A 22,380-nucleotide genomic window follows, 5' to 3' on the forward strand; every position below is an offset into this window, starting at 1 on the left:
CTTCGTGTGCCGTGCCCCTCACGGCTCTCCCCTCACCTCTCTCCGCTGGACACCGTCGGCACAGAGCCCGGCAGCTCCTCACGGCTGAACCGCAGCCCCTGCGCGCGGTAGACGTCTCCGGAACGCACCAGCGGCATCCCGCGCCGCCCCGCCTTCCGGACGGACGACGCGGCTCCGCGGGCACCCCGCAGGGGCGGGCAGGGGAGCGCGCCCGCCCACGCTGGCCGTACCGCTGACGTCAGGGCTTGCGGGCCACCCCCGCGTACACCGGCACGATGCCCTCCGCCTGCGCCGCCACGTCCTCCGCCTCCGGACGCCAGCCGTGCACCGGGATCAGGCCCGGACCCAGCAGCTCCAGACCGTCGAAGAACCGCGCGAACTCGGCCAGCGAGCGGGGGTGGAAGGGCGTGCCGGTACGGTGGAAGTTCTCGGCCGCCTTCCCGATCGCCTCCGGGTTCAGATCCGGGGTGACCTGCGACAGGATCAGGTAACTGCCCGGGGCCAGCGCGTCGACGTACCGCGCGACCAGCCCGTACACGTCGTCGCCGGCCGGGTCGGCGTCCAGGTAGTGGGTGAGCGCCACCAGCGACAGCGCCACCGGACTGGTCAGGTCAAGGGTCTCGGCGGCCCGCTCCAGCAGGGCGTCCACGTCCCGCACGTCGGCGTGCACGTACGCGGTGCGGCCCTCCGGCGAGCCGTACAGCAGCGCCTCGGCGTGCCGCAGCACGATCGGGTCGTGGTCCGCGTACACCACCCGGCTCTCCGGCGCGGTCGCCTGCGCCACCTGGTGCAGGTTCGGCTCGGTGGGGATGCCCGTGCCGATGTCCAGGAACTGGCGGATCCCCGCCTCCGCGACCGTGCGCACCGCGCGGTGCATGAACCGCCGGTTGGCGCGCGCCCCGCGCACCACCGTGCCGTCCACGGCGAGGATCCGGCGGGCCAGCTCCTCGTCCACCGGGTAGTTGTCCTTGCCGCCCAGCCACCAGTCGTACACCCGCGCCGGATGCGGCCGGCCGGTGTCGATGCGGGCGTTTCGCTCGTCCTGCTCAGTAATCCCCACGGCACTCCTGAAGGATCTTCTTCGTACGCCGCGCCGACGCGGCGTGCGCGGTCATGTGGTCCAGCACCTCCAGGTGCGCCGAGACCTCCGCACGGGAGTCCAGATACAGCGCGCCCGTCAGATACTCGGTGAACACCATGTCCGGCAGCTCCGGCTCGGCGAACCGGAACAGCGCGAACGGCGCGTACGTCCCCGGATGCGGGCCGGAGGCGAACTCCGCGACCTGGAGGGTGATCCGGTCGCTCTCGACGGCCTCCAGCAGCCGGTCCAGCTGGCCGCGCATCACCTCGGGCCGGGTGGACACCGGGCGTCGCAGCGCCGTCTCGTCCATGATCACCCACAGGTGGGGCGGGTTCGGGCGGCGCAGCAGCTCCTGCCGGGCCATCCGCAGCGACACGTGCCGCTCCAGCGACGGCCGGTCCGTCTGCCCGATCGTGCCAGCCTCCAGCACAGCCCGCGCGTACTCCTCGGTCTGCAGCAGGCCGGGCACGAAGTGCGGCTCGTAGGAGCGGATCAGCCGGGCCGCGCCCTCCAGGGACACGAACAGGCTGAACCAGTCCGGCAACACGTCGTGGAACCGCTGCCACCAGCCCGGCTGGTTGGCCTCCTCGGCCAGGGTGACGAACGCGGCGGCGTCGTCCTCCGGCACCCCGTACGCGTCGAGCAGCAGCTGCACGTACGGAATCTTCAGCGCGACCTCGGCCGTCTCCATCCGGCGCACCGTCGCCGGGGCCACCCGCAGCACCCGCGCGGCGTCCTCGCGGCTCAGTCCGGCCGCCTCCCGCAGCTCCTGCAACCGTTTGCCCAGCACCACCTGGCCCACGGTGGGCGCCGGCCGCCGCTCACTCACGCCACGCCTCCCCTACGCGCCGGAAGTCCGCCAGCAGTGTGTCATGTTCCCGGCGCACTCTCACGGGTTCGGCGTGCGGAGCCCGGCATCCGGGACAGGCGGCCACTGCCCCCCCCACCGCCCCCTTACCTCGCGGGTAATCGACCCGGACCACGCCCCGCGGGATGGTTGGCGTACCGGGTGAACGGGGCGGCGCACTCCGCCCCGTTCACCCGGGTCCCCGCACCGACGACCTCGCCGGAGGATGATCCGCCATGTCCGCCACCCAGCTCGCCGCCCTCGCCCGCACCTCCGACCCGCGCACCATGCTCCGGCGCTTCCTCGCCCTCGACGCGGTCGTCACCGGCGCCAACGGCGTCGCCTACCTCGCCGCCTCCGGCCCGCTCGGCGACCTGTTCGGCGTCGACGCGACCCTGCTGCTGATCCTCGGCGCGTTCCTCGCCGCGTTCGCCGCCGGGGTCGGCCTGCTGGCCGCCCGCCCGCACCCCGCGGCCCTGCCCGTACGCCTGGTCGTGGAGGCCAACCTCGCCTGGGCGGCGCTCAGTCTGCTCGCCCTCGCGCTGTGGCTGACCCCGAGCACCGCAGGCGCGGTGTGGACGGTGCTCCAGGCGCTCACCGTCGCCGGCTTCGCCGGCCTCCAGCACATGTCGCTGAGAGCCCGTCAGGACATCAGCTCCTGAAGGTGTTTCACCGTCGCCGGGTCGGCCGGGAGGAACGTCTCGATGGCCAGCTCGGCGACGGTCACGTCCATCGGCGTGTTGAACGTGGAGATCGACGAGATGAACGACAGGATCCGGCCCTCGTACTCGACCTGCATCGGCAGCGCGAAGTACGGGACTGGCTCCTCCGGTTCGGCGTCCGGCGCGGTCCGCGGCACCGGGTACGCCGCCACCTCCTCGTACAGCGCGCGCAGCGGCGCCGAGCGGTGCAGCGCGATCTGCCGCTCCATCTGCGCCAGCAGATGCCCCCGCCACTCGCGCAGATTGCGGATCCGTGGCGCCAGCCCCCGCGGGTGCAGCGTCAGCCGCATCGCGTTCAGCGGCGGCACCAGCAGCTCCTCGGGCACCCCCTCCAGCAGCATGGCGATGCCCCGGTTCGCGGCCACCACGTCGTACCTCGCGTCCACGACCAGCGCCGGATACGGCTCGTAGCCGCGGATCAGCCGCTCCATGCCCGCCCGCAGCGCGCCCATCGACGGATCGTCCAGCGGGGTCTCCGGATAGCGCGGGGCGTAACCGGCCGCCAGCAGCAGCGCGTTGCGCTCCCGCACCGGCACCTCCAGATGCTCCGCCAGCCGCAGCACCATCTCCTCGCTCGGCCGGGAGCGGCCCGTCTCGACGAAGCTGATGTGCCGGGCGGACGAGCCGGCGCGCAGCGCCAGCTCCAGCTGACTGATCCGCCGCCGTTCCCGCCAGGCCCGCAGCAGCGGGCCGACGCCCTGCTCGGCGGGGGCGGCGACCGGCGCGGACGGTCCGGGCGTGAGAATGCTCATGCGTACGACCGTAGTCGAGGAGGCACCGCGTGAACGAGCTGTCGCAGCAAGGAGACCAGCAGGCACGGGCGGTGTACCGGTCACGGGTGCGCGGCTGTCTGCTCGGCGGGGCGCTCGGCGACGCCCTCGGCTACCCGGTCGAGTTCAGCTCCCTCGACGCGATCCGCGCCGCCCACGGACCGCGCGGCGTCACCACCCTCGTCGCCGACGCCGGCGGCGTGGCCGGCCGGATCAGCGACGACACCCAGATGACCCTGTTCACCGTCGAGGGCATCCTCGTCGCCAGCCGCCGCGAACGCGAGAAGGGCATCGGCGGCGCCGCCCACCAGCTGATGTACGAGGCCTACCAGCGCTGGCTCGTCACCCAGGAACGGCCCGGCCCCGAGGGCCCCTACGCCGCGTACACGGGCAACGACCGGCCGCTGCTCGCCGAGCCCTGGCTGTACGCCCGCCGCGCCCCCGGCAACGCCTGCCTGTCCGGCCTCCACCAGCCCTACGTCCCCGACCAGGGCGCCCCGCTCGGCGGCTTCGGTCCCGTCAACCCCAACTCCAAGGGCTGCGGCGGCGTGATGCGCTCCGCGCCCTTCGGGCTCACCGGTGCCCCCGCCGACCGCGCCTTCGACCTCGCCGCCCGCTGCGCCCGGCTCACCCACGGCCACCCCACCGGATACCTCGCGGCCGGTGCGCTCGCCGCCATCACCGCGTACCTGGTCACCGGGGACTCCCTGGAGGGCGCCGTCCTGCGGACCCTGCGGCTGCTCGCCGGCCGGCCCGGCCACGAGGAGACCACCGCGGCCCTGCGGCGGGCCCTCGACGCGGCAGCCGAGGGCACCCCGAGCGCGGACCGGGTGGAGAAGCTGGGCGCCGGCTGGATCGCCGAGGAAGCCCTCGCCCTCGGCGTCTACGCCGCGCTCGCCGAACCGCACCGGCCCGCCCACGCCCTGCTGCTCGCCGTCAACCACTCCGGCGACAGCGACTCCACCGGCTCCGTCTGCGGCAACCTCCTCGGCGCCCGCCTCGGCGACGTGGGGCTGCCGCAGGAGTGGGTGCGGCAGGTGGAGGGGCGAGAGCGGATCGCGGCGCTGGCCGACGACCTGGCGGCGGAGTGCGCGGCGGGCTGACGGGCGCCGAAGGGAGCCATCGGCTGACAGGTGCCGAAAGGGGCCGTGGCCGGCCGGTGGCGCATATGCCGATGGCCCGTACCCGGCGGCCGAATGCCGCCGCAGCCGCTCCCCGGCGGCCCCTCTGACCAGGACCGGACCCCGTCCCTGTGGCAGGCTGGACGGGGACCCCCGGAAGGAGCGAGGTCATGGCCGTCGAACCGCTGTCGCCCCAGGAGATCGAGGACCGGCTGGCCGAACTGCCGGGCTGGTCCCTCGACGAGGACCGGCTCACCCGCACCTACCGGCTCGGCTCGCACATCGCCGCCGCCGCGCTGGTCATGCACATCGCCCGGGTGCAGGACGAGCTGGACCACCACTCCGACCTCACCCTCGGCTACCACGACGTGACCGTCTCGGTGCACACCCACAGCGTCGGCGGCAAGGTCACCGAGCTGGACATCGAGCTGGCCCGCCGCGTGTCCGCCCTCGCACCGGCCCACGGCCCGGACTGAGCCGGCGGTGCTCGACTACGACAAGGAGGCCGAACGCTACGACGCCTCCCGAGGCGGCGAGCCCCGGGCGCGAGCCGCCGCCGAGGGGGTCCTCGGCCTGGTCCCCGACACCGCGCGCAGCCTGCTCGACCTCGCCTGCGGCACCGGCATCGTCACCCGTCGGCTGGCCGCCGCCCGCAGCGGGTTACGGGTGACCGGCGTCGACCTCACCACCGAGATGGTCCGCCGCGCCGCCGCCCGCCTCCCGGGCGCCGTGGTGCGCGCCGACGCCCGCCGACTCCCGTTCCCCGACGGCACGTTCGACGCGGTGACCAGCGTATGGCTGCTGCATCTGCTGCCGGGCCCGGAGGGCGTGCGCGCCGTCGTCGCCGAGTGCGCGCGCGTGCTGCGCCCCGGCGGCGTGTACGTCACCACCGTCGACAAGGCCGCCGCCCACAACGTGGGCAGCGACATCGACGCCGTCCTCGCGGCCCGCCCCCGCATCCGCGCCGTCGACGAGTCGGCGGCCGTCGAGGCGTACGCCGCCGCCCACGGCCTGGTCCCGGCCGGCCGCGCCCGCTTCCGTGGCCGCGGCCAGGGCCGCAGCCCCCGCCGCACCATCGCCGACCTGCGCCGCGGCTGGTTCGTCACCCTGCCGCCCGGCGACCCCCGCGCCGACGTCTTCGCCGAACGCCTGGCCGCCCTGCCCGACCAGGACCGGCCGCGCCCCGATCCGTGGTTCACCCTGCGCGCGTTCAGAAAGCCGGGGGAGGCGGCGGCGGGGCGCCGCGCCGGGGCTACGGGCAGGTCTCGCCGAACTTCACCGCGGTGAAGGTGACGGGCCGGCCGTTCAGGGTCACACCGGCGGCCGGTTGCTGGGTGCAGACCTGCCAGTTCGACTCGACCAGCACCCAGCGTCCCTCCGGCGAGGCGTCCTCGACGGTGAGCGAGGTGCCCGAGTCGAGTGCGCCGCGGGCCGACTTCACCGACGTGCCGGTGAAGTCGGGCATCTTCCCGTCCCGTGCGGCCGGCGGCTTCTCGTCCTTCGCCGGGCAGTCCTCCGCCAACTTGACGGCGCCGAAGTCGAGTTCGGTGTCGGTCGACGCCGACGTGCCGGCCTTCACGTTCTGGCCGCACACCTTCCAGTTGCGGTCGAAGGCCTGCATGCGGTCCCGGCCGAGCGCGTCGTGCGAGGTGAGGTGGAAGAAGCCGAGTTCCTGGGCCTTGTCCTGCGCGGACTGCAGGCCCATGCCCACGAAGTCGGGGACGGTCGCCTTCTCGGCGGCGGCGGGCCGCTCGTCGTCGGTGGCGGGCTTCGCGTCGTCGGCCTTGGCCGGCTCGGCCCCGACCGTCTCCGTGACGGTGACGGTGGGCCGCGGCTCGGCCTTGGCGTCGGTGCTCGTCTTCTCCTGGCCGTTGTCGCCGGAGGAGCCGATGCCGACGCCGACGAAGAAGATCAGGAGCGCGGCCGGGACGGCGATCCGCTTGCGCGCCCATCCCGGCTTGCCGGCCGGCTGCCCAGCCGGTGGTGCGATGAACGTGGGCTGTTCGGCCGGTGGCTCGTTGTGCGACATGTGTACCCCATAGGTCAGTTGGTGCCAGATGACCGTATGGGGTGGGACGCCCCGGAGGGGCGCTCAGGGCGGTCCGGTGACGCAACCGTGATGGAAGCGTGAACGTTCAACGTTCTTCCGGACCGCCCCTTCTCGCTTCCCGCTCAGTTCACCGCGCAGGCCTGGTCACCCAGCTTGAACGCGGTCGGTTTCCCGTTCGCGCCCAACGAGTTGCCGGTGAAGCCGAAGCTCACCGACGAACCCGCGGCCACGCTCGCGTTCCAGCCGACGTTCCTCGCCGTCACCGTCCCGCCCGACGAGGAATGTTCGGCGTTCCACATCTGGGACACCGTCTGCCCGTCGGGGAAGGTCCAGCTCAGCGACCAGCCGTTCCAGGCGCCGCTCCCGGTGTTGGCCAGCCGCACCTCCGCCTGGAAGCCGCCCGACCACTGGTTGGTGACCTTGTACGTCACCGCGCAGGCACCCGTCGGCGTCGGCGTCGGCGTCGGTGTGGGTGTCGGCTCCGTGCCGCCACCGCCACCGCCGCCCCCTCCCGTGTCGGAGCTGTCGCCGTAGATCACGCCGCGCCCGTTGGTCGCGACGTACACCCGCCCGTACACCCGCGGGTCGCCGGTGATCGCGGCGCCCGTCCAGCCCCACTGGTGGGCGTCGTCGTTGATCCGGGTCCAGGTCGCGCCCTGGTCGGTGGAACGGAAGATGCCGCGCACGCCCCCGATCTTGGCGCTGGTGTAGAGCGTCTGGTACGAGGCGCCGGGCGCCGCCTTGCCGAAGCCGATGGTGTCGGCCTCCTGCACGTTCGACAGCCTGGTGAAGCTCGCGCCGCCGTCCGTGGAGTGCCACAGCCCGTACGCCCCGTCGCTCGCGCCACCCGCCAGCCAGATGTCGCCCTTGCCGCCGGGCAGCGCCTTGAAGCGGACGCTGTCGCCGCTCGGCAGGTTGGCCGCCGGGGACGCGGTGAAGGTCGCGCCGCCGTCCGTGCTGACGTAGAACTTCCCGGACTTGAAGCCGTAGAAGGTCTTCGGGTCCACCCGGTCCGACTCGACGATCGCGCCCTCGGGGATGCCGGTGGAGGCCTTCCAGGACGAGCCGAAGCCGGTCGTGTGGTGCACGCCCGCGCCCTGCGGGCTCCAGACGAACCGGCTGCCGTCGGCCGCCGCCGCGACCGTCCCGCCGCCGCTCACCCCGGACGGGTCGGTCCCGGCGAACCAGTTCGCGCCGTTGTCCGTGGAGAACGCGATGTGCGGACCGGAGTCGAGGTTGCCGGCCCGGACCACCGTGTTGGGGTTCGACTCGGCGAAGTCGAGGCTGGTGGTGGAGGTGAAGTTGGGGGAGGTGTACATCATCGGCGGGACCTTCGTCAGGTCCGTGTGCCGGAAGCCGCCGATGTCACCGAGCGCGCTCAGCAGCGGCGCGCCGGACGGGGGAGAGGCGAGGTCGAGGACCGCGGTCTCCTCCAGGCCCTGCACCATCGGCTTGATGGTGACCTTGGTTCCCGTGTCCCAGTTCGTGAGGTTCTCGGTGCCGTAGACCGTCGCGCCGGTGCCGTACATCATCCGGTCGGAGTCGAACGGGTCGATCTCCAGCGCCTCCGTCATCCAGCCCAGCTTCGGGGTCTGCTCGGGCGGGGAGGGGTGGGCGCCCCAGGTCAGCCACGGCGAGGACGAGACGTCGATCGTGTACCGGTTCTCGCGGTTGGGATACGACGTGTAGTCCCATGCCTTGGTCCAGGTGGCGCCGCTGTCGGTGGAGCGGAAGATCTGGGTGTCCGGCCACCAGGAGCTGTAGGCGGTGGCCATCACGGTGCCCGGCTTCTGCCGGTCCACTGTCAGTCCGCTGAAGCCGAAGTACGTGTCGGCCTCCGCGACCGGGCTGATGTCCGTCCAGGTGCCGGTCGCCGTCGTGTACCGGTACAGCCGGCCCTTGCCGCCGTCGTACGGCCCGCCCTTGTCGCTGTAGGCCAGGTACAGATGACCCTTGGCCGTGTCCAGGACGCCCTTGTGGGCGAGGTAGCCCGTCGGCTGCCCGGCCAGCCGCTGCCAGGTCGCGCCCGCGTCGGTCGAGCGGTAGACGGCGTTGTCCTTGTCGGCGACCCCGACGTAGATGGTCTTCGTGGCGCTGCCGGACGTGCCGGTGGACTCGTCGAAGGCGACCCAGACGATGCCCTGGTTGTCACTGGCGTAGCCGGAGGTGTCGCTCGGGTCCTGCGCGTAGTTTCCCGGGTTGGGGAAGCTCGTCACCTGCGACCAGGTGACCCCCGAGTCCGTCGACCGCCACAGGCCCTTGCCGCTGGGCGCGCCCAGGTAGAGCACGCTGTTGCGGTTCGGGTCGACGGCGAGGCGCTCGCCCATGCCGCGGCCCGGCATGTTGCCGCCCAGCTTGAACGGCAGGTCGGTCTTCTGCCAGCTCGCGCCCCGGTTCGCGGAGCGCAGCACGGCTCCCTTGCCCGGGTCCCAGTCGTTGGTGTATGTGCCGACGGCCGCGTACACCTTGTCCGGTTCCACGGGGTCGGAGGCGAGGCTCACCACGCCCGTGTGGCCCCAGTCGTCCCAGCCGACGTGGTCGAGCAGGGGCGTCCAGGTCTTCGTCGACTGCTGCCAGCGGTAGGCGCCGCCGATGTCGGTGCGGGCGTAGGCGAGGTTCTTCTCCTTGCGGTTGAAGACGATGCCGGGGACGAAGCCGCCGCCGTCGATCCGGGCGTTCTTCCAGGTGTAGGTGTCGGCGGCGATCGACACCTCCCGCTCGACGGGTTCGGCCGCCGGCGCGGGCGGGGCGCCCGCGAGCAGACCGCCCGCGAGCAGGCCGGCCAGGAGCGCCGGCACGGCCGTGAGGGTGCGGGTTCTTCGCACGGTGGGGATGTCCTTCCTGCTGCGAGAGCCGGGGGAGGGGCTGCGGGTGCTGCGAGGGGGACGTGCGACGGCCGGGCGGTCCCCCGTGCGGGTGGGGACCGCCCGGCCGGACGGGGCCCCGCCGTCAGGTGACGGGGCCCGTGCACGCGGAGCGTTCAGCGGGGACTTATTCGAGGAGCTCCGCGTACGAACCCATGGCGGTGGCGATGTCCACCTGAGCCCAGAACCGGTGGTACGTGAAGGTGGGCGCGGCACCGCCCGCCAGGTAGGACTCGATCTTCGACCAGGCCGGGTCGTCCTTGTAGAAGGACCGGATCGAGGCGAAGGTCGAGGAGGAGTTGATGGTGTCGCCGTTCGGCATGGTGCCGGTCCAGCCGCTCGGGACGTAGACCTTCTCGTTGAAGCGGCTGTAGTCGGTGCGGGTCTCCGGGACGGCGATGCCGAGCGCGTCCTGGTTGTTCTCCCACATGCCGTCCAGCAGGGCCTTCGCCACCCGTGCCGCGTCCGTGTCACCGGAGCGGTCGGCGTAGTACGTCAGGGTCTTGGCGTACGAGGCGGCCACGCCGACGTCGTTGGTGTAGTCGACGACGGTGACGTGCAGCCCGGTGTTGGCGCCGGGGCTCGACGGGTTCCAGGTGTCGGGCTTGCCCGACCACTGGAGGGTGGACGGGATCCGGAAGGAGCCGTCCGGGTTGACGGTGGTCTTGGACAGCGCCCAGTCCACCCACTTGTCGAGGACGACCTTGGCGTCCGCGTCACCCGTCTGCTGGTAGTACTCGGCGACCCGCTCCATCGACCACGCCTGGAAGCCGAACCACTGGTTGGACGGCGGGTCGTGGTAGACGGGCTTCTCGTCGTAGTACATGCCGTAGAAGGTCGGGGTGCCGGCCGGCGGGGTCGCGTAGCGGCCCGCCCAGCTGTTGGTGGCGCCGCCCGCGATGGCGCCCTCGGCCGACTGCAGCCAGCGGTAGAACTCCAGCTGCCGGTCGAGAGACTTCGCCCAGTCGGCCTGGCCCGTCGCCGACTTCGGCTTCAGGTCCGGGTAGTTGGCCAGGGCGTGCGCGGCGAGCGGGTTCTGGTAGCCGCCGTGCGCGTGGGAGGAGCCGATGCGCCAGGCCCAGCCCGCCGAGGTGTCGACGGCGCCGCCCCAGGCGTAGTACCAGGACAGCAGGTAGTGCGAGGAGTCCTTGCCGCTGCCCGCCGGGCAGGTGGCCGGGCCCACGCAGTTGCCCACCTTCTTGAAGTACTTGTCGTACATCGCGTACCGCAGGTAGTCACCCATCTTCGCCGCCTTGGCGACGGTGGCCGCGACCTGCGAGCCCTTGCCCTGCTGCTCGGCCCAGATGTCCGCCCAGTAGGCGGCCTGCACCGCGCGCGCGTCGGCGTCGGGGGCGTTGGTGAACTTCCACTGCTTGGCGTAGGAGGAGTCACCGGTGAACAGGTCCAGGTAGCCGTTCTTGCCGCCGTACTTGAAGGCGTCGCAGGTCGGCTGCGGGACCGTCTCCCAGACCGACTCCTGGGGGCCGCGCTGGAAGGTGTTGATGTACGACGGGCCGGTGTCGGTGGGGCCCGCCTCGCACTTGCCGGGCGAGTTGCCGTAGCCGTAGACGTTGTCGACGTCCTGGATCCAGTGCATGCCGTAGATCTCGTCCGTGCCGTACGCGGACTTCAGCTCACCGGCGATCGGGTCCGGGCCGACCGAGACGCCCGTGTCCAGCTTGGACGGGTACTCGTTCGGGGTGTCCAGCTCCGGCGCGTAGGTCGCCGGCTTGGAGGCGTTGTAGTACGAGTTCGTCGGCTGGTCGGCCTTGGTGGGGATCATGTACTTCTCCATGATCTCCCAGGCGCCGTTGAACTTGGACCAGTCGCCCGTCACCTTGCCGTACATGGCCTGGAGCCACAGCAGGTAGCTGTACGCCTCCGACGTGGTCTCGTGGCCGTGGTCCGGCGCCTCGACGATCAGCGTCTCCACCGAGTGGTAGGGGATCCCCTCGGGGGAGAAGTAGCCGTTCGCCGGGTTGGTGATCTTCCCGTACAGCTCCAGGAAGCGGGCGTCGTACTCCTTGGTCGCGCCGATCTGGGTGACCGTCACCGACGCCTTGCCGTGTCCGGGCGCCGTCGACTCGAAGACGGCCGCGCCGGTCCCGGAGGAGTCGGCGGTGATCGTCACCTTCTGCGGGGTGTTCCAGTTCGACGGGGTGAAGGTCAGCGAGGCGCCGCCGGTCACCGTCAGGCCCGTGTTGCCGGAGGCGCGGGCGGTGGTGACCGTGACGTTCGAGGACGGCTGGGTGGACAGCCGCACCTCGTAGCTGCCCGTCTTGCCCTGCTGGACGGGCAGTTGGGTCGGCGAGGCGACAACGGCGGGGCCCGAGGCGACCGTGATGCCGACCGGCGTCGAGGACCCCGAGGCCCCCAGGCTGTCGTACGCCTTCGCCACCAGCGAGTGGCTGCCCACGGACAGTCCGGTCGCCGAGAAGGTGTACGGCGCGGTGGTGTCCGTGCCCAGCAGCGTGGTGTCGTCGTAGAACTCGACCTTGGTGACGCTCGCGTTGTCCGCCGCCGCCGCGGTGGCCGCCAGCGGCACCGGGTCGCCCTGTGAGTAGACCGCGCCCGGCTTGGGGCTGGTCAGCACGGTGATCGGCGGCTGATGGGCACCGGCACACGTGGTGCCGTTCACCGCGAAGGAGGTGGGGGCGGTGTTGGTGCCGCTGTAGGTGAACTGGGCGCCGGTCGACACCGCCGCGCCGGCCGCGATCCGCCCGTTGTACGAGGCGTTCTTCACGGTGATCGCCTGGCCCGATTGCGACCAGGTGCCGTTCCAGCCGTTCGTCAGCTTCTGGTTGCCGCTGTAGGAGTACGTCAGCGTCCAGCCGTCGATCGGATCGGTACCGCGGTTGGTGAGCGTCAGATCCGCGGTGAAGCCGGAACCCCAGTCATTGGTCTTGTAGTCGACGCTGCACTGGAGCGCCGCCGCGTGCGCGGGGCTCGGGTTCGCGGCCAGCATCGACAGGGGTACCGCGAGGGCCGCCACCACGGCGGTCCACAACCGCCGCGCGGTGCGGCGTCTGGTTCTGGGGGGCATGAGCTGGTTCCTCCTTGCGGCAGTTGCGACAGGTGCGGCTGTTGCGGCTGTGCGGCTCGGAAATGTCAAGGCTTGAACCAGTGGGAGCGCTCCCATAGTGAGGACGGGGCATGTTCCGGTCAAGATGCTCGAAGAGTCGAAAAGATTCGATGAACGTGCCGGCGGAAAAGTCAAGCGACTCCTCTGTTCTTTGCCGTCACTTGGCGCTACCTTCGACCCTCACCAGTGGGAGCGATTCCGCCAGTCGACGGGCCGTCAGGACCCGTCCGAGCTGCAAGGAGTCGCTCATGCGACACCCCCCGCGTTCAGGTCTTTTACGTGCCGGCGCCGCCGTGCCCACCCCCGTGGGACCCCCGCCGCGCCCGCTTCTCGCTCACTCGCGCTGACGTGCTTCGGCCAACGCGCCCCCATCGCGCCCTCCTTGAGGGACGGGCCGTCCTGTCACAGAAGACGCACGAAGAGGAACCCCACCGATGAGCCGTACCCGCACGAGAACCGCACTGCTGGCCGCACTCACGCTCGTGGGCGGTGTGACCGGCACCGCCATGGCGGCGATCCCCGACGACACCGGCGCCGCCGCCATCCCCTGCACCGTCGACTACAAGGTGCAGAACCAGTGGAGCACCGGTTTCACCGCCTCCGTCACCGTCACCAACCACGGCGCCGCCAAGTCCGCCTGGTCGGTGAAGTGGTCGTACGCCGGCAACCAGAAGGTCACCAGCGCCTGGAACGCCAAGGTCACCCAGAGCGGGACCGCCGTCACCGCCGCCAACGAGAGCTACAACGGCCAGCTCGGCACCGGCGGCTCGGTCAACTTCGGCTTCCAGGGCACCTACAGCGGCACCAACGCGATCCCCGCCACCTTCACCCTGGACGGCGTCACCTGCAACGTCGACGACGGCAGCGGAGGACCCGGCGGCCCCACCGACCCGCCGCCGAACCCGTCGGGCAAGGCCGACAACCCGTACGCCGGAGCCAAGGTGTACGTGAACCCCGAGTGGTCGCGGAAGGCCGCCGCCGAGCCGGGCGGCAGCCGCATCGCCAACCAGCCCACCGGCGTCTGGCTGGACCGCATCGCCGCGATCAACGGCGTCAACGGCGGCATGGGCCTGCGCGCCCACCTCGACGAGGCGCTGAAGCAGAAGGGCTCCGACCAGCTGGTCGTCCAGCTGGTCATCTACAACCTGCCCGGCCGGGACTGCGCCGCCCTCGCCTCCAACGGCGAGCTGGGCCCGACCGAGATCGACAAGTACAAGACGCAGTACATCGACCCGATCGCCGCGATCCTCGCCGACCCGAAGTACAAGGACCTCAGGATCGTCACCACGGTCGAGATCGACTCGCTGCCGAACCTCGTCACCAACGTCACGCCGCGGCCCACCGCCACGCCGAACTGCGACGTGATGAAGGCCAACGGCAACTACCAGAAGGGCGTCGGCTACGCCCTGAACAAGCTCGGCGACATCCCCAACGTCTACAACTACATCGACGCCGGCCACCACGGCTGGCTCGGCTGGGACGACAACTTCGGCGCCTCTGCCGAGATGTTCAAGTCCGCCGCCACCACCGAGGGCGCGACCGTCGCCGACGTGCACGGCTTCATCGTCAACACCGCCAACTACAGCGCCCTGAAGGAGGACCACTTCAAGATCACGGACACCGTGAACGGCACGTCCGTGCGCCAGTCCAAGTGGGTCGACTGGAACCGCTACACCGACGAGCTGTCCTACGCCCAGGCGATGCGCGACAAGCTGGTCTCGATCGGCTTCGACTCGAAGATCGGCATGCTCATCGACACCTCCCGCAACGGCTGGGGCGGCACCAAGCGGCCCGCCGGGCCCGGCCCGACTACCGACGTCAACGCCTACGTCGACGGCGGCCGCTACGACCGCCGCATCCACCTCGGCAACTGGTGCAACCAGGACGGGGCGGGACTCGGTGAGCGGCCCCGCGCCAACCCCGAGCCGGGCATCGACGCCTACGTCTGGATGAAGCCGCCGGGGGAGTCCGACGGTGCCAGCAAGGAGATCCCGAACGACGAGGGCAAGGGCTTCGACCGGATGTGCGACCCCACGTACACCGGCAACCCGCGGAACAACAACAACATGTCCGGCGCCCTGCCGAACGCCCCGCTCTCCGGCCACTGGTTCTCCGCGCAGTTCCAGCAGCTGATGCAGAACGCCTACCCGCCGCTGAGCTGACGGGTGCGGGCCACCGCGGCGTCCGGCGACCGCGGTGAGCCAGGAATCCGGCCGGCCGTGTTGCCGTTCCGGCAACACGGCTGGCTCCTTCGCGGTGCGTCGGCGCACGCTGTCCGCACCCCGGAGGAGAGGCTGAGCACCATGCCGCACGACCACCACGACCACCCCGACCCCGCACCCGGCCACGAGCACCGCGACGAGCACCGGCACGAGCACGGCCACCGGCATCAGCACGGCCACGGCCAGGGCCATGACCACGGCGACGGCGACGTCGACTGGGCCGGGATGGCCCCGCTGCTGGAGGCCCAGGCCGAGCTGTTCACCCCGCTGTACGAGCGGGCCCTGGCCTGGCTGGCCAAGCAGCAGACCGACCCCGGCCTGGTGGTGGACGCCGGCAGCGGACCCGGCGTCGTCTCCTGTCTGCTCGCCGAGACCTTCCCCGGCGCCCGCGTGGTCGCCGTCGACGCCACCGAGCCCTTGCTGGAACGGGCCCGCGCCCGCGCCGAGCGGCTCGGCGTCGCCGACCGGTTCGGCACCCTCGCCGGGGACCTGCCCGGCGTCCTCGGCGACCTCGACTACCCCGCCGACCTGCTGTGGGCGGGTCGCAGCCTGCACCACCTCGGCGACCAGCGCGCCGCGCTCGCCGCCTTCGCCGAGCGGCTCGCACCGGGCGGCACCCTCGCCATCCTGGAGGGCGGCCTGCCCGCCCGGTTCCTCCCCCGCGACCTCGGCTTCGGCCGCCCCGGCCTCCAGGCCCGGCTGGACGCGCTCCAGGAGGAGTGGTTCGAGCGGATGCGCGCGGACCTGCCCGGCAGCGTCGCCGAGACGGAGGACTGGCCGGCGCTGCTCGCCGCCGCGGGCCTCGGCCACCCGCACACCCGCAGCTTCCTGCTGGACCTGCCCGCCCCGGCCACCGACCGGGCCCGCGCCTATGTCGCCGCCACGCTCTCCCGGATGCGGGACGGCTTCGGCGACCGCCTCGACGCGACCGACCGCGCCACCCTCGACCGGCTGCTCGACCCCGACGACGAGGCGAGCGTGCACCACCGCCCGGACGTGTTCGTGCTGGCGGCGCACACCGTGTACACGGCGACCAAGTCCCTGTGACGGATCCGCCGCCCTGCCCGCCGACGCCGACCGGTCCGTCGGCCGGTCCACCGACCGATCCGCGCGGGGCGGGCCCCGGCCGCACGACCGCGCCCCGGAACCCGGGCGGTCCCGGGGCGCGGTCACGACGGCTGTGCCGTGGCGGTCGGTCCGTACGGCCAGGCAGTACGGCCAGGCCGTGCGGTCAGGCCGTGCGGTCAGGCCATGTCGAACTCGGCGGGGTCCGGGCCGATGCGCCGGTCCTCGTTCAGGGCGCTGATCGCCGCCAGGTCCTCGTCGTCCAGGGTGAAGTCGAAGACGTCGATGTTCTCCTTGATGCGCGACGGGGTCACCGACTTGGGGATGACCACGTTGCCCAGCTGGAGGTGCCAGCGCAGCACGACCTGGGCCGGGGTGCGGCCGTGCTTGCGCGCGATGGCGACGATCGCCGGCACCTCGAGCAGGCCCTTGCCCTGGCCGAGCGGCGACCAGGCCTCGGTGGCGATGCCGTGCTCCGCGTGGTACTCGCGGGCCGCCTGCTGCTGCAGGTGCGGGTGCAGCTCGATCTGGTTGACGGCCGGGACGACCGAGGTCTCACCGATCAGCCGCTCCAGGTGCTCCGGCAGGAAGTTGGAGACGCCGATGGCCTTGATCCGGCCGTCCGCGTGGAGCTTCTCCATCGCCTTGTACGTGTCGACGTACGTGTCCCGGGCCGGCAGCGGCCAGTGGATCAGGTACAGATCCACGTAGTCCAGGCCGAGCTTGGACAGCGAGAGGTCGAACGCGCGCAGCGTGGAGTCGTACCCCTGGTCGCTGTTCCAGAGCTTGGTGGTGACGAAGATCTCCTCGCGGGGGATGCCGCAGGAGGCGATCGCCTTGCCCGTGCCCTCTTCGTTGCCGTAGATCGCCGCTGTGTCGATGCTGCGGTACCCGGCCTCCAGCGCGGTGGTGACCGCCTGCTCCGCCTCGTCGTCCGGCACCTGCCAGACGCCGAAGCCCAGCTGGGGCATCTCGACGCCGTTGTTGAGGATGATCGGGGGGACCTTGCTGCTCACGAGCTCTTGATCCTTCGGTTGTCGTCAGGTGGTACTCACATCGTCAACGATCACGGGCCGCGTCGCATTCCTGACGGGAGAATCCGTAGGTGCGTCCGGAATGTCCCACATCCGGTACGGCACAGCAGGTCTCACGTCTCGTACAGCGCCTCCACCTCGTTCGCGTACGCCTTCTCGATGGCCTTGCGCTTCAGCTTCAGCGACGGGGTGAGCAGCCCGTGCTCCTCCGTGAACGGCTGGGCGAGGATGCGGAACGTGCGGATCGACTCGGCCTGCGACACCAGGGTGTTCGCGGTGACCACCGCGCGCCGGATCTCGGTCTCGAGATCCGGGTCGCGCACGAGTTCGGCGGGGGTGAGCGAGGGCTTGTTGCGCATCTTCAGCCAGTGGTCCACGGCTTCCCGGTCGAGGGTGATCAGCGCGGCGACGAACGGGCGGTCGTTGCCGACGACGACGCACTGCGCGACCAGGGGGTGGTCCCGGACACGTTCCTCCAGCGGCCCCGGTGAAACGCTCTTGCCGCCGGATGTGACCAGGATCTCCTTCTTGCGGCCGGTGATGGTGAGGTAGCCGTCCTCGTCCAGGGCGCCGAGGTCGCCGGTGGCCAGCCAGCCGTCGTGCAGGGCCGCGTCGGTCGCCTTGGCGTTGTTCAGATAGCCCTGGAAGACGTTGGGGCCGCGCAGCCAGATTTCGCCGTCGTCGGCGATGTGCACGGTGACGCCCGGGATGGGCTGCCCGACCGTGCCGTAGCGGGTGCGCTCGGGCGGGTTGGCGGTGGCGGCGGCCGTGGTCTCGGTGAGTCCGTACCCCTCGTAGACGCGCACGCCCGCGCCCGCGAAGAACAGGCCGAGCCGCCGGTCCATCGCCGAGCCGCCGGACATCGCGTGCCGCACCCTGCCGCCCATGGCCTCGCGCAGCCTGGCGTAGACGAGCTTGTCGAAGAACTGGTGCTGCATCCGCAGCCCCGCCGACGGGCCGGGGCCGGTGCCCCAGGCCTTCTCCTCCAGCGCCTCCGCGTACCGCACGGCGACGTCGACGGCCTTCTCGAACGGCCCCGAGCGGCCCTCCAGCTCCGCCTTGCGGCGGGCGGAGTGGAAGACCTTCTCGAAGATGTACGGCACCGCGAGGAAGAAGGTCGGCCGGAACGCGGCCAGGTCGGGCAGCAGGGCGGCGGCGTTCAGCTGCGGCTGGTGGCCGAAGCGGACCCGGCCGCGGACCGCCGCGACCTGCACCATCCGGCCGAACACGTGCGCGAGCGGCAGGAAGAGCAGGGTGGCCGCCTCGTCGCCCCTGCCGGAGCGGAACACCGGCTCCCAGCGCTCGACGACCGTGTCCGCCTCGTACATGAAGTTGCCGTGCGAGAGCACACAGCCCTTGGGGCGGCCGGTGGTGCCCGAGGTGTAGATGACCGTCGCGACCGTGTCCGGGGTGACCGCGGTGCGGTGCCGGTGCACCACCTCGTCGTCCAGGTGGGCGCCCGCGTCGTACAGCTCGCCCACCGCGCCCGCGTCCAGCTGCCACAGCTGCTTGAGCCGGGGCAGCCGGTCGATGACGGTGGCGATCGTCATCGCGTGGTCCTCGTGCTCCACGACCGCGGCGGTCACCTCCGCGTCGTACAGCATCCAGAAGCACTGGTCGGCCGACGAGGTCGGGTACACCGGCACGACCTGCGCCCCGATCGACCACAGCGCGAAGTCGAACAGCGTCCACTCGTAGCGGGTGCGGGACATGATCGCGACCCGGTCGCCGAACCGGACGCCCTGCGCGAGCAGCCCCTTCGCGAGGGCCAGCACCTCGTCGCGGAACTCCGCGGCGGTCACGTCCCGCCACCGCCCGGTCTCGTCCTTGCGGCCCAGCGCGATGCGGTGCGGGTCCTCGTCGGCGTTGCGGTAGACCGCGTCGGCCAGACCGCCCACGGGGGGCGCCAAGGCCGGCGGAGGGTTGGTGAACTCGCGCAAACCCGCTCCCCCGATCTCCGTGACGGTTCCCGGTGACGCCTGGCGCCCCGCACAGGCGGTGAAAGGTACCTCACGCGGAGTCGGGACGGGAGGGGCGCCGAAGGCGAGCGGTGCTCACGTTCGCGCTGGTCAGCGGGGGACAAAGCGCGTAGACCGGGAGGGGCCGGGCGCATTCCTGACGGTGGAGTAAGTTTCGGTGCCGTAATCTCCACGGAATCTGTACGACCCGCTTACCGGGCCGCCGGTGCGCGCGCCGTCACCTCTCTCAGCGCGGAAGCGGAGGATTTCGTCACTCCCGCTCCCCGCCCGGCCGCTCCCGCGCGGCCGGGCTTGCGCCCCGGTGCAGCCGGTCCCCGCCCGCGAGGATCGCCGCCGCCAGCGCGTCGGCCGCCTCCTGCGCCGGCGTACGCCGTCGGCCGTGCACCAGCACGAAGTCGACCCGGCCCAGCTCCGGCAGCCCGAACCGGTCGGGGACGCGGACCAGACCCGGCGGGACCAGCCCCCGGGAGTGCGCCATCACCCCGAGCCCGGCGCGGGCCGCCGCGATCAGCCCGTTCAGGCTGCCGCTGGTGCACACGATCCGCCAGGCGCGCCCCTGCCGCTCCAGCGCCTCCAGCGCCAGCGCCCGGGTGATGCCCGGCGGGGGATAGACGATCAGCGGCACCGGGCGCTCCGGGTCGAGGCGCAGCCGGTCGGCGCCGATCCAGACCAGCCGGTCGTGCCAGACCAGCTCGCCGCGCGGGTCCTCCGGCCGCCGCTTGGCCAGCACCAGGTCCAGCTTCCCGGCCGCCAGCTGCTCGTGCAGGGTGCCCGACAGCTCGACCGTCAGCTCCAGGTCCACCTCCGGATGGTCGTGCCGGAAGCCCTCCAGGATCTCCGGCAGCCGGGTCAGCACGAAGTCCTCCGACGCACCGAACCGCAGCCGGCCCCGCAGCCGGGTGCCGGTGAAGAACGCGGTCGCCTGCTCGTGCACCTCCAGGATCCGCCGGGCGAAGCCGAGCATCGCCTCGCCGTCCTCGGTCAGCTCCACCGAGTGGGTGTCGCGGGAGAACAGCGTCCGCCCGGTGGCGTCCTCCAGCCGCCGCACATGCTGGCTGACGGTCGACTGTCGCAGCCCGAGCCGCCGCGCGGCCTGCGTGAAGCTCAGCGTCTGCGCGACCGCCAGGAAGGTGCGCAGGTGAGAGGGGTCGTACACGGTGCGAGCATAGCGGTGTCATCACGGGTCGCGATGACAGTCAGAGTGGTATGCCGGATTCCCGATCGGCGGGCCGGGGAGCACGATGGAGAGGGCGGCCGGGCCCTGTTGCCTGACCCCCTGACCCTCTGTCCGCAGAACTGTGTGGAGCACCGTGAAACGCCTGCGACGGCCGAGCCGGCTGCCGATCGACCCGTACATCCTGCTGCTGCTCGGGACGGTGGGCCTCGCGGCGCTGCTCCCGGCCCGCGGCACCGCCGCCGACGTGGTCTCCGGCGCCTCCACCGCTGCCATCGCGTTCCTCTTCTTCCTCTACGGCGCCCGCCTGTCCACCCGTGAGGCGCTGGACGGACTGCGCCACTGGCGGCTCCACGTCACCGTCCTCGCCTGCACCTTCGTCGTCTTCCCGGTGCTCGGGCTGGCCGCCCGCGGACTGGTGCCGGTGGTGCTCACCCACTCCCTGTGGCAGGGCCTGCTCTTCCTCACCCTCGTCCCGTCGACGATCCAGTCCTCCATCGCCTTCACCTCGATCGCCCGCGGCAACGTGCCCGCCGCGATCTGCGCCGGCTCCTTCTCCTCCCTCGCGGGCATCGTCGTCACCCCGCTGCTGGCCGCGTTTCTGCTCGGCGGCACCGCCGGCGGGTTCTCCGCCGACTCGCTGGTGAGGATCGTGCTCCAGCTGCTCGTGCCGTTCCTCGCCGGGCAGGTGCTGCGCCGCTGGATCGGCGGGTTCGTCACCCGCCACAAGAAGGTCCTCGGCCACGTCGACCGCGGCTCCATCCTGCTCGTCGTCTACGCCGCGTTCAGCGAGGGCGTCGTCCAGGGCATCTGGCACCAGGTCAGCCCCGCCCGGCTCGCCGGACTGCTCGCCGTGGAGGCCGTGCTGCTGGCCGTGATGCTCGCCCTGACCTGGTACGGCGCCAGGGCGCTCGGCTTCGGCCGCGCCGACCGGATCACCATCCAGTTCGCCGGCTCCAAGAAGTCCCTCGCCGCCGGACTGCCCATGGCGAGCGTCCTGTTCGGCGCCCACGCCGCGCTGGCCGTGCTGCCGCTGATGCTCTTCCACCAGATGCAGCTCATGGTGTGCGCGGTCATCGCCAGACGCCGCTCCCGCGACCCGGAGGCAGAGCCCGGACCGGTCAGCGGTCCGCCGCCCGCAGCCGCAGCGTCACGAACCGCGGCCGGTACAGACCGGCGTTCCCGCTGAGCTGCGCCGAGGCGTCCGTCGTCCGCAGCCAGTTGACGTCGTAGCTGAGCACCAGCCGTCCGTCGTCGCCGCCCAGTCCCGGATGCGCCTGCGGGTTGTACGCGGCGACCTCGCCCGGCGGGAGCGGCGCGGTCAGGACGCGGGCCGGGCCGTGCCACGGGCCGGTGGGGGAGCAGGCCCAGTACGACGTCACGTCGGCCGGCCCGCGGGTGCCCGCCGCCATGGTGAACAGCACTTACGTGCCGCCCCGTCGCACCAGCGAGAACGCGCTGCCCACCCCTGTGCGCCGCTCGTCGCCGAGCACCGCAGCGGGCCGCGCCCCGGCCGCCCACCCGGAACCCGTCCAGAACTCCCAGGCGGCCGCCTCGGCGAGGGAACCCGCCCGGACCCGGGCGACGAAGGCGGAGGAGACCGGCCGGGCGGCGGCCTGCCCGTCGTCGCCGCCGAAGACGTAGCTGAAGCCGTCCCGCGCGACCAGCGTGGTTCCGAACAGCACCCGACGCGAGGGGTCCGCGACCGCGCGCTCGTCCCGCACCACGGCGATGCTCTCGACGCGCAGTTCCGGCAGCGACAGCGTGGCGACCTCGGTGGCCAGCGGCACTCCGTAGAACCACGGCGCCCGGCCCGCCTCGCGCGTCCACAGCACCACCCGGACCACCTGCTCGGCGGCGCCCGGCGAGCGGGGTTCGACGCGGGCGGCGACGGGCCAGCGCCACTGCCCGGGGGCCGGGTCGGGAAAGAGCGGGGCGGGCAGGGTCGCGGTCAGCCGGCCGCCCGCCGTCATCACCACCGCGGAGTTGCGCACCAGCGGGGCGCCGGCGTCGCGCCACGGGTGGGACTCGCCGGCCGGGTTGGGCGGGGCGTGCACCGGGCCGAGGTAGGTGTCGCAGAAGAGCCACAGCAGACGGCCGTCGGGCAGGCGCACGGAGTGGGTGCCGTCGCCCCCCGTCCAGTCGTCGGTGCGGGCGGGGTCGTCGCCGTAGCGGGCGAACTCGGCGGTGAGGCGGTCGGCGGCGGACCAGGCGGCGACGGTGTGCGGCACGCAGCCGGCCCCCGGCCGTGCCCGGTCGCGGGAGTCCCGCCCGCCGCCCAGCAGCAGGGCCGCGAGCGCCAAGGCCAGCAGCACGGCCGTGAGCGCGGGCACCAGCGGCGGCCCGCCTCCGGCCCGGACCCGGCGCCG

16 protein-coding genes and 1 pseudogene are annotated in these 22,380 nt (G+C 72.3%); 7 read left to right on the forward strand and 10 right to left on the reverse strand.

Annotation, left to right across the window (positions count from 1 at the left end; translation table 11 throughout):
* Positions 1–238: 238 nt before the first annotated feature.
* Together G7Z13_RS29130 and G7Z13_RS29135 are read right to left on the reverse strand one after the other, a co-directional pair.
* On the reverse strand, positions 239–1,060 hold the full coding sequence (locus tag G7Z13_RS29130; RefSeq protein ID WP_206313162.1) for an SAM-dependent methyltransferase: 822 nt from the start codon (positions 1,058–1,060) through the stop codon (positions 239–241).
* Positions 1,047–1,910, reverse strand: coding sequence for a helix-turn-helix transcriptional regulator (locus tag G7Z13_RS29135; protein WP_166003187.1), 864 nt, complete (start codon positions 1,908–1,910; stop codon positions 1,047–1,049). Before G7Z13_RS29135 ends, G7Z13_RS29130 begins: the two co-directional genes overlap by 14 nt.
* A gap of 254 nt (positions 1,911–2,164) precedes the next feature.
* Between G7Z13_RS29135 and G7Z13_RS29140 the strand changes: the two genes are divergently transcribed.
* Complete coding sequence (locus G7Z13_RS29140) at positions 2,165–2,590, forward strand: hypothetical protein (RefSeq protein WP_166003189.1); 426 nt, start codon at positions 2,165–2,167, stop codon at positions 2,588–2,590.
* Here G7Z13_RS29140 and G7Z13_RS29145 read toward each other — a convergent pair.
* Positions 2,572–3,402 carry a helix-turn-helix transcriptional regulator gene (locus G7Z13_RS29145; protein WP_166003191.1) on the reverse strand — a complete coding sequence of 277 codons (831 nt, stop codon included), beginning with the start codon at positions 3,400–3,402 and terminating at the stop codon, positions 2,572–2,574. The two genes, G7Z13_RS29140 and G7Z13_RS29145, sit on opposite strands and share 19 nt — an antisense overlap.
* 29 nt (positions 3,403–3,431) lie before the next feature.
* Between G7Z13_RS29145 and G7Z13_RS29150 the strand changes: the two genes are divergently transcribed.
* From G7Z13_RS29150 to G7Z13_RS29160, 3 genes are all read left to right on the forward strand, one after another.
* Positions 3,432–4,523, forward strand: a complete 1,092-nt coding sequence (locus G7Z13_RS29150) for an ADP-ribosylglycohydrolase family protein (protein ID WP_166003193.1) — start codon at positions 3,432–3,434, stop codon at positions 4,521–4,523.
* Positions 4,524–4,711: 188 nt separating this feature from the next.
* Positions 4,712–5,017 carry a 4a-hydroxytetrahydrobiopterin dehydratase gene (locus G7Z13_RS29155; RefSeq protein ID WP_166003195.1) on the forward strand — a complete coding sequence of 102 codons (306 nt, stop codon included), beginning with the start codon at positions 4,712–4,714 and terminating at the stop codon, positions 5,015–5,017.
* Positions 5,018–5,024: 7 nt separating this feature from the next.
* Complete coding sequence (locus G7Z13_RS29160) at positions 5,025–5,828, forward strand: class I SAM-dependent methyltransferase (RefSeq protein ID WP_166003197.1); 804 nt, start codon at positions 5,025–5,027, stop codon at positions 5,826–5,828.
* Here G7Z13_RS29160 and G7Z13_RS29165 read toward each other — a convergent pair.
* The 3 genes from G7Z13_RS29165 to G7Z13_RS29175 form a co-directional block, all read right to left on the reverse strand.
* The gene (locus G7Z13_RS29165) at positions 5,794–6,570 is read right to left on the reverse strand and encodes a hypothetical protein (protein ID WP_166003199.1); all 777 of its coding nucleotides are present in this window, start codon (positions 6,568–6,570) and stop codon (positions 5,794–5,796) included. The genes G7Z13_RS29160 and G7Z13_RS29165 overlap by 35 nt on opposite strands.
* Before the next feature lie 143 nt (positions 6,571–6,713).
* Positions 6,714–9,416, reverse strand: a complete 2,703-nt coding sequence (locus G7Z13_RS29170) for a cellulose binding domain-containing protein (protein ID WP_166003201.1) — start codon at positions 9,414–9,416, stop codon at positions 6,714–6,716.
* 166 nt (positions 9,417–9,582) lie between these two features.
* Complete coding sequence (locus G7Z13_RS29175; RefSeq protein WP_166003202.1) at positions 9,583–12,498, reverse strand: glycoside hydrolase family 48 protein; 2,916 nt, start codon at positions 12,496–12,498, stop codon at positions 9,583–9,585.
* 473 nt (positions 12,499–12,971) lie between these two features.
* Here G7Z13_RS29175 and G7Z13_RS29180 point away from each other — a divergent pair, with 473 nt between their 5' ends.
* Positions 12,972–14,699, forward strand: a complete 1,728-nt coding sequence (locus G7Z13_RS29180) for a glycoside hydrolase family 6 protein (protein WP_166003204.1) — start codon at positions 12,972–12,974, stop codon at positions 14,697–14,699.
* Between the two features lie 141 nt (positions 14,700–14,840).
* A complete protein-coding gene (locus tag G7Z13_RS29185) occupies positions 14,841–15,806 on the forward strand; it encodes a class I SAM-dependent methyltransferase (protein WP_166003205.1) in 966 nt (321 codons plus the stop codon).
* Between the two features lie 197 nt (positions 15,807–16,003).
* Here G7Z13_RS29185 and G7Z13_RS29190 read toward each other — a convergent pair whose 3' ends face one another.
* The 3 genes from G7Z13_RS29190 to G7Z13_RS29200 form a co-directional block, all read right to left on the reverse strand.
* The gene (locus G7Z13_RS29190; protein WP_166003206.1) at positions 16,004–16,840 is read right to left on the reverse strand and encodes an aldo/keto reductase; all 837 of its coding nucleotides are present in this window, start codon (positions 16,838–16,840) and stop codon (positions 16,004–16,006) included.
* A 131-nt stretch (positions 16,841–16,971) separates the two neighbouring features.
* The gene (locus G7Z13_RS29195; RefSeq protein WP_166003207.1) at positions 16,972–18,798 is read right to left on the reverse strand and encodes an AMP-dependent synthetase/ligase; all 1,827 of its coding nucleotides are present in this window, start codon (positions 18,796–18,798) and stop codon (positions 16,972–16,974) included.
* Positions 18,799–19,087: 289 nt separating this feature from the next.
* Positions 19,088–19,993, reverse strand: a complete 906-nt coding sequence (locus G7Z13_RS29200) for a LysR substrate-binding domain-containing protein (protein WP_166003209.1) — start codon at positions 19,991–19,993, stop codon at positions 19,088–19,090.
* A 154-nt stretch (positions 19,994–20,147) separates the two neighbouring features.
* On the opposite strand from G7Z13_RS29200, the gene G7Z13_RS29205 reads away from it, so the two are divergent.
* On the forward strand, positions 20,148–21,200 hold the full coding sequence (locus G7Z13_RS29205) for a bile acid:sodium symporter family protein (RefSeq protein ID WP_166003211.1): 1,053 nt from the start codon (positions 20,148–20,150) through the stop codon (positions 21,198–21,200).
* On the opposite strand, the pseudogene G7Z13_RS29210 reads toward G7Z13_RS29205, so the two are convergent.
* Positions 21,133–22,347, reverse strand: a pseudogene (locus G7Z13_RS29210) (hypothetical protein). The gene G7Z13_RS29205 and the pseudogene G7Z13_RS29210 sit on opposite strands and share 68 nt — an antisense overlap.
* Positions 22,348–22,380 lie beyond the last annotated feature (33 nt).

It is taken from the genome of Streptomyces sp. JB150, assembly GCF_011193355.1.
Classification (GTDB): Bacteria; Actinomycetota; Actinomycetes; order Streptomycetales; family Streptomycetaceae; genus Streptomyces.

Bases quoted from the DNA above. Each gene is read 5' to 3' on its own strand.
- G7Z13_RS29185 (WP_166003205.1), top strand. From the start codon at position 14,841: ATGCCGCACGACCACCACGACCACCCCGACCCCGCACCCGGCCACGAG.
- G7Z13_RS29165 (WP_166003199.1), bottom strand. From the start codon at position 6,570: ATGTCGCACAACGAGCCACCGGCCGAACAGCCCACGTTCATCGCACCA.
- G7Z13_RS29145 (WP_166003191.1), bottom strand. From the start codon at position 3,402: ATGAGCATTCTCACGCCCGGACCGTCCGCGCCGGTCGCCGCCCCCGCC.
- G7Z13_RS29155 (WP_166003195.1), top strand. From the start codon at position 4,712: ATGGCCGTCGAACCGCTGTCGCCCCAGGAGATCGAGGACCGGCTGGCC.
- G7Z13_RS29180 (WP_166003204.1), top strand. From the start codon at position 12,972: ATGAGCCGTACCCGCACGAGAACCGCACTGCTGGCCGCACTCACGCTC.
- G7Z13_RS29140 (WP_166003189.1), top strand. From the start codon at position 2,165: ATGTCCGCCACCCAGCTCGCCGCCCTCGCCCGCACCTCCGACCCGCGC.
- G7Z13_RS29175 (WP_166003202.1), bottom strand. From the start codon at position 12,498: ATGCCCCCCAGAACCAGACGCCGCACCGCGCGGCGGTTGTGGACCGCC.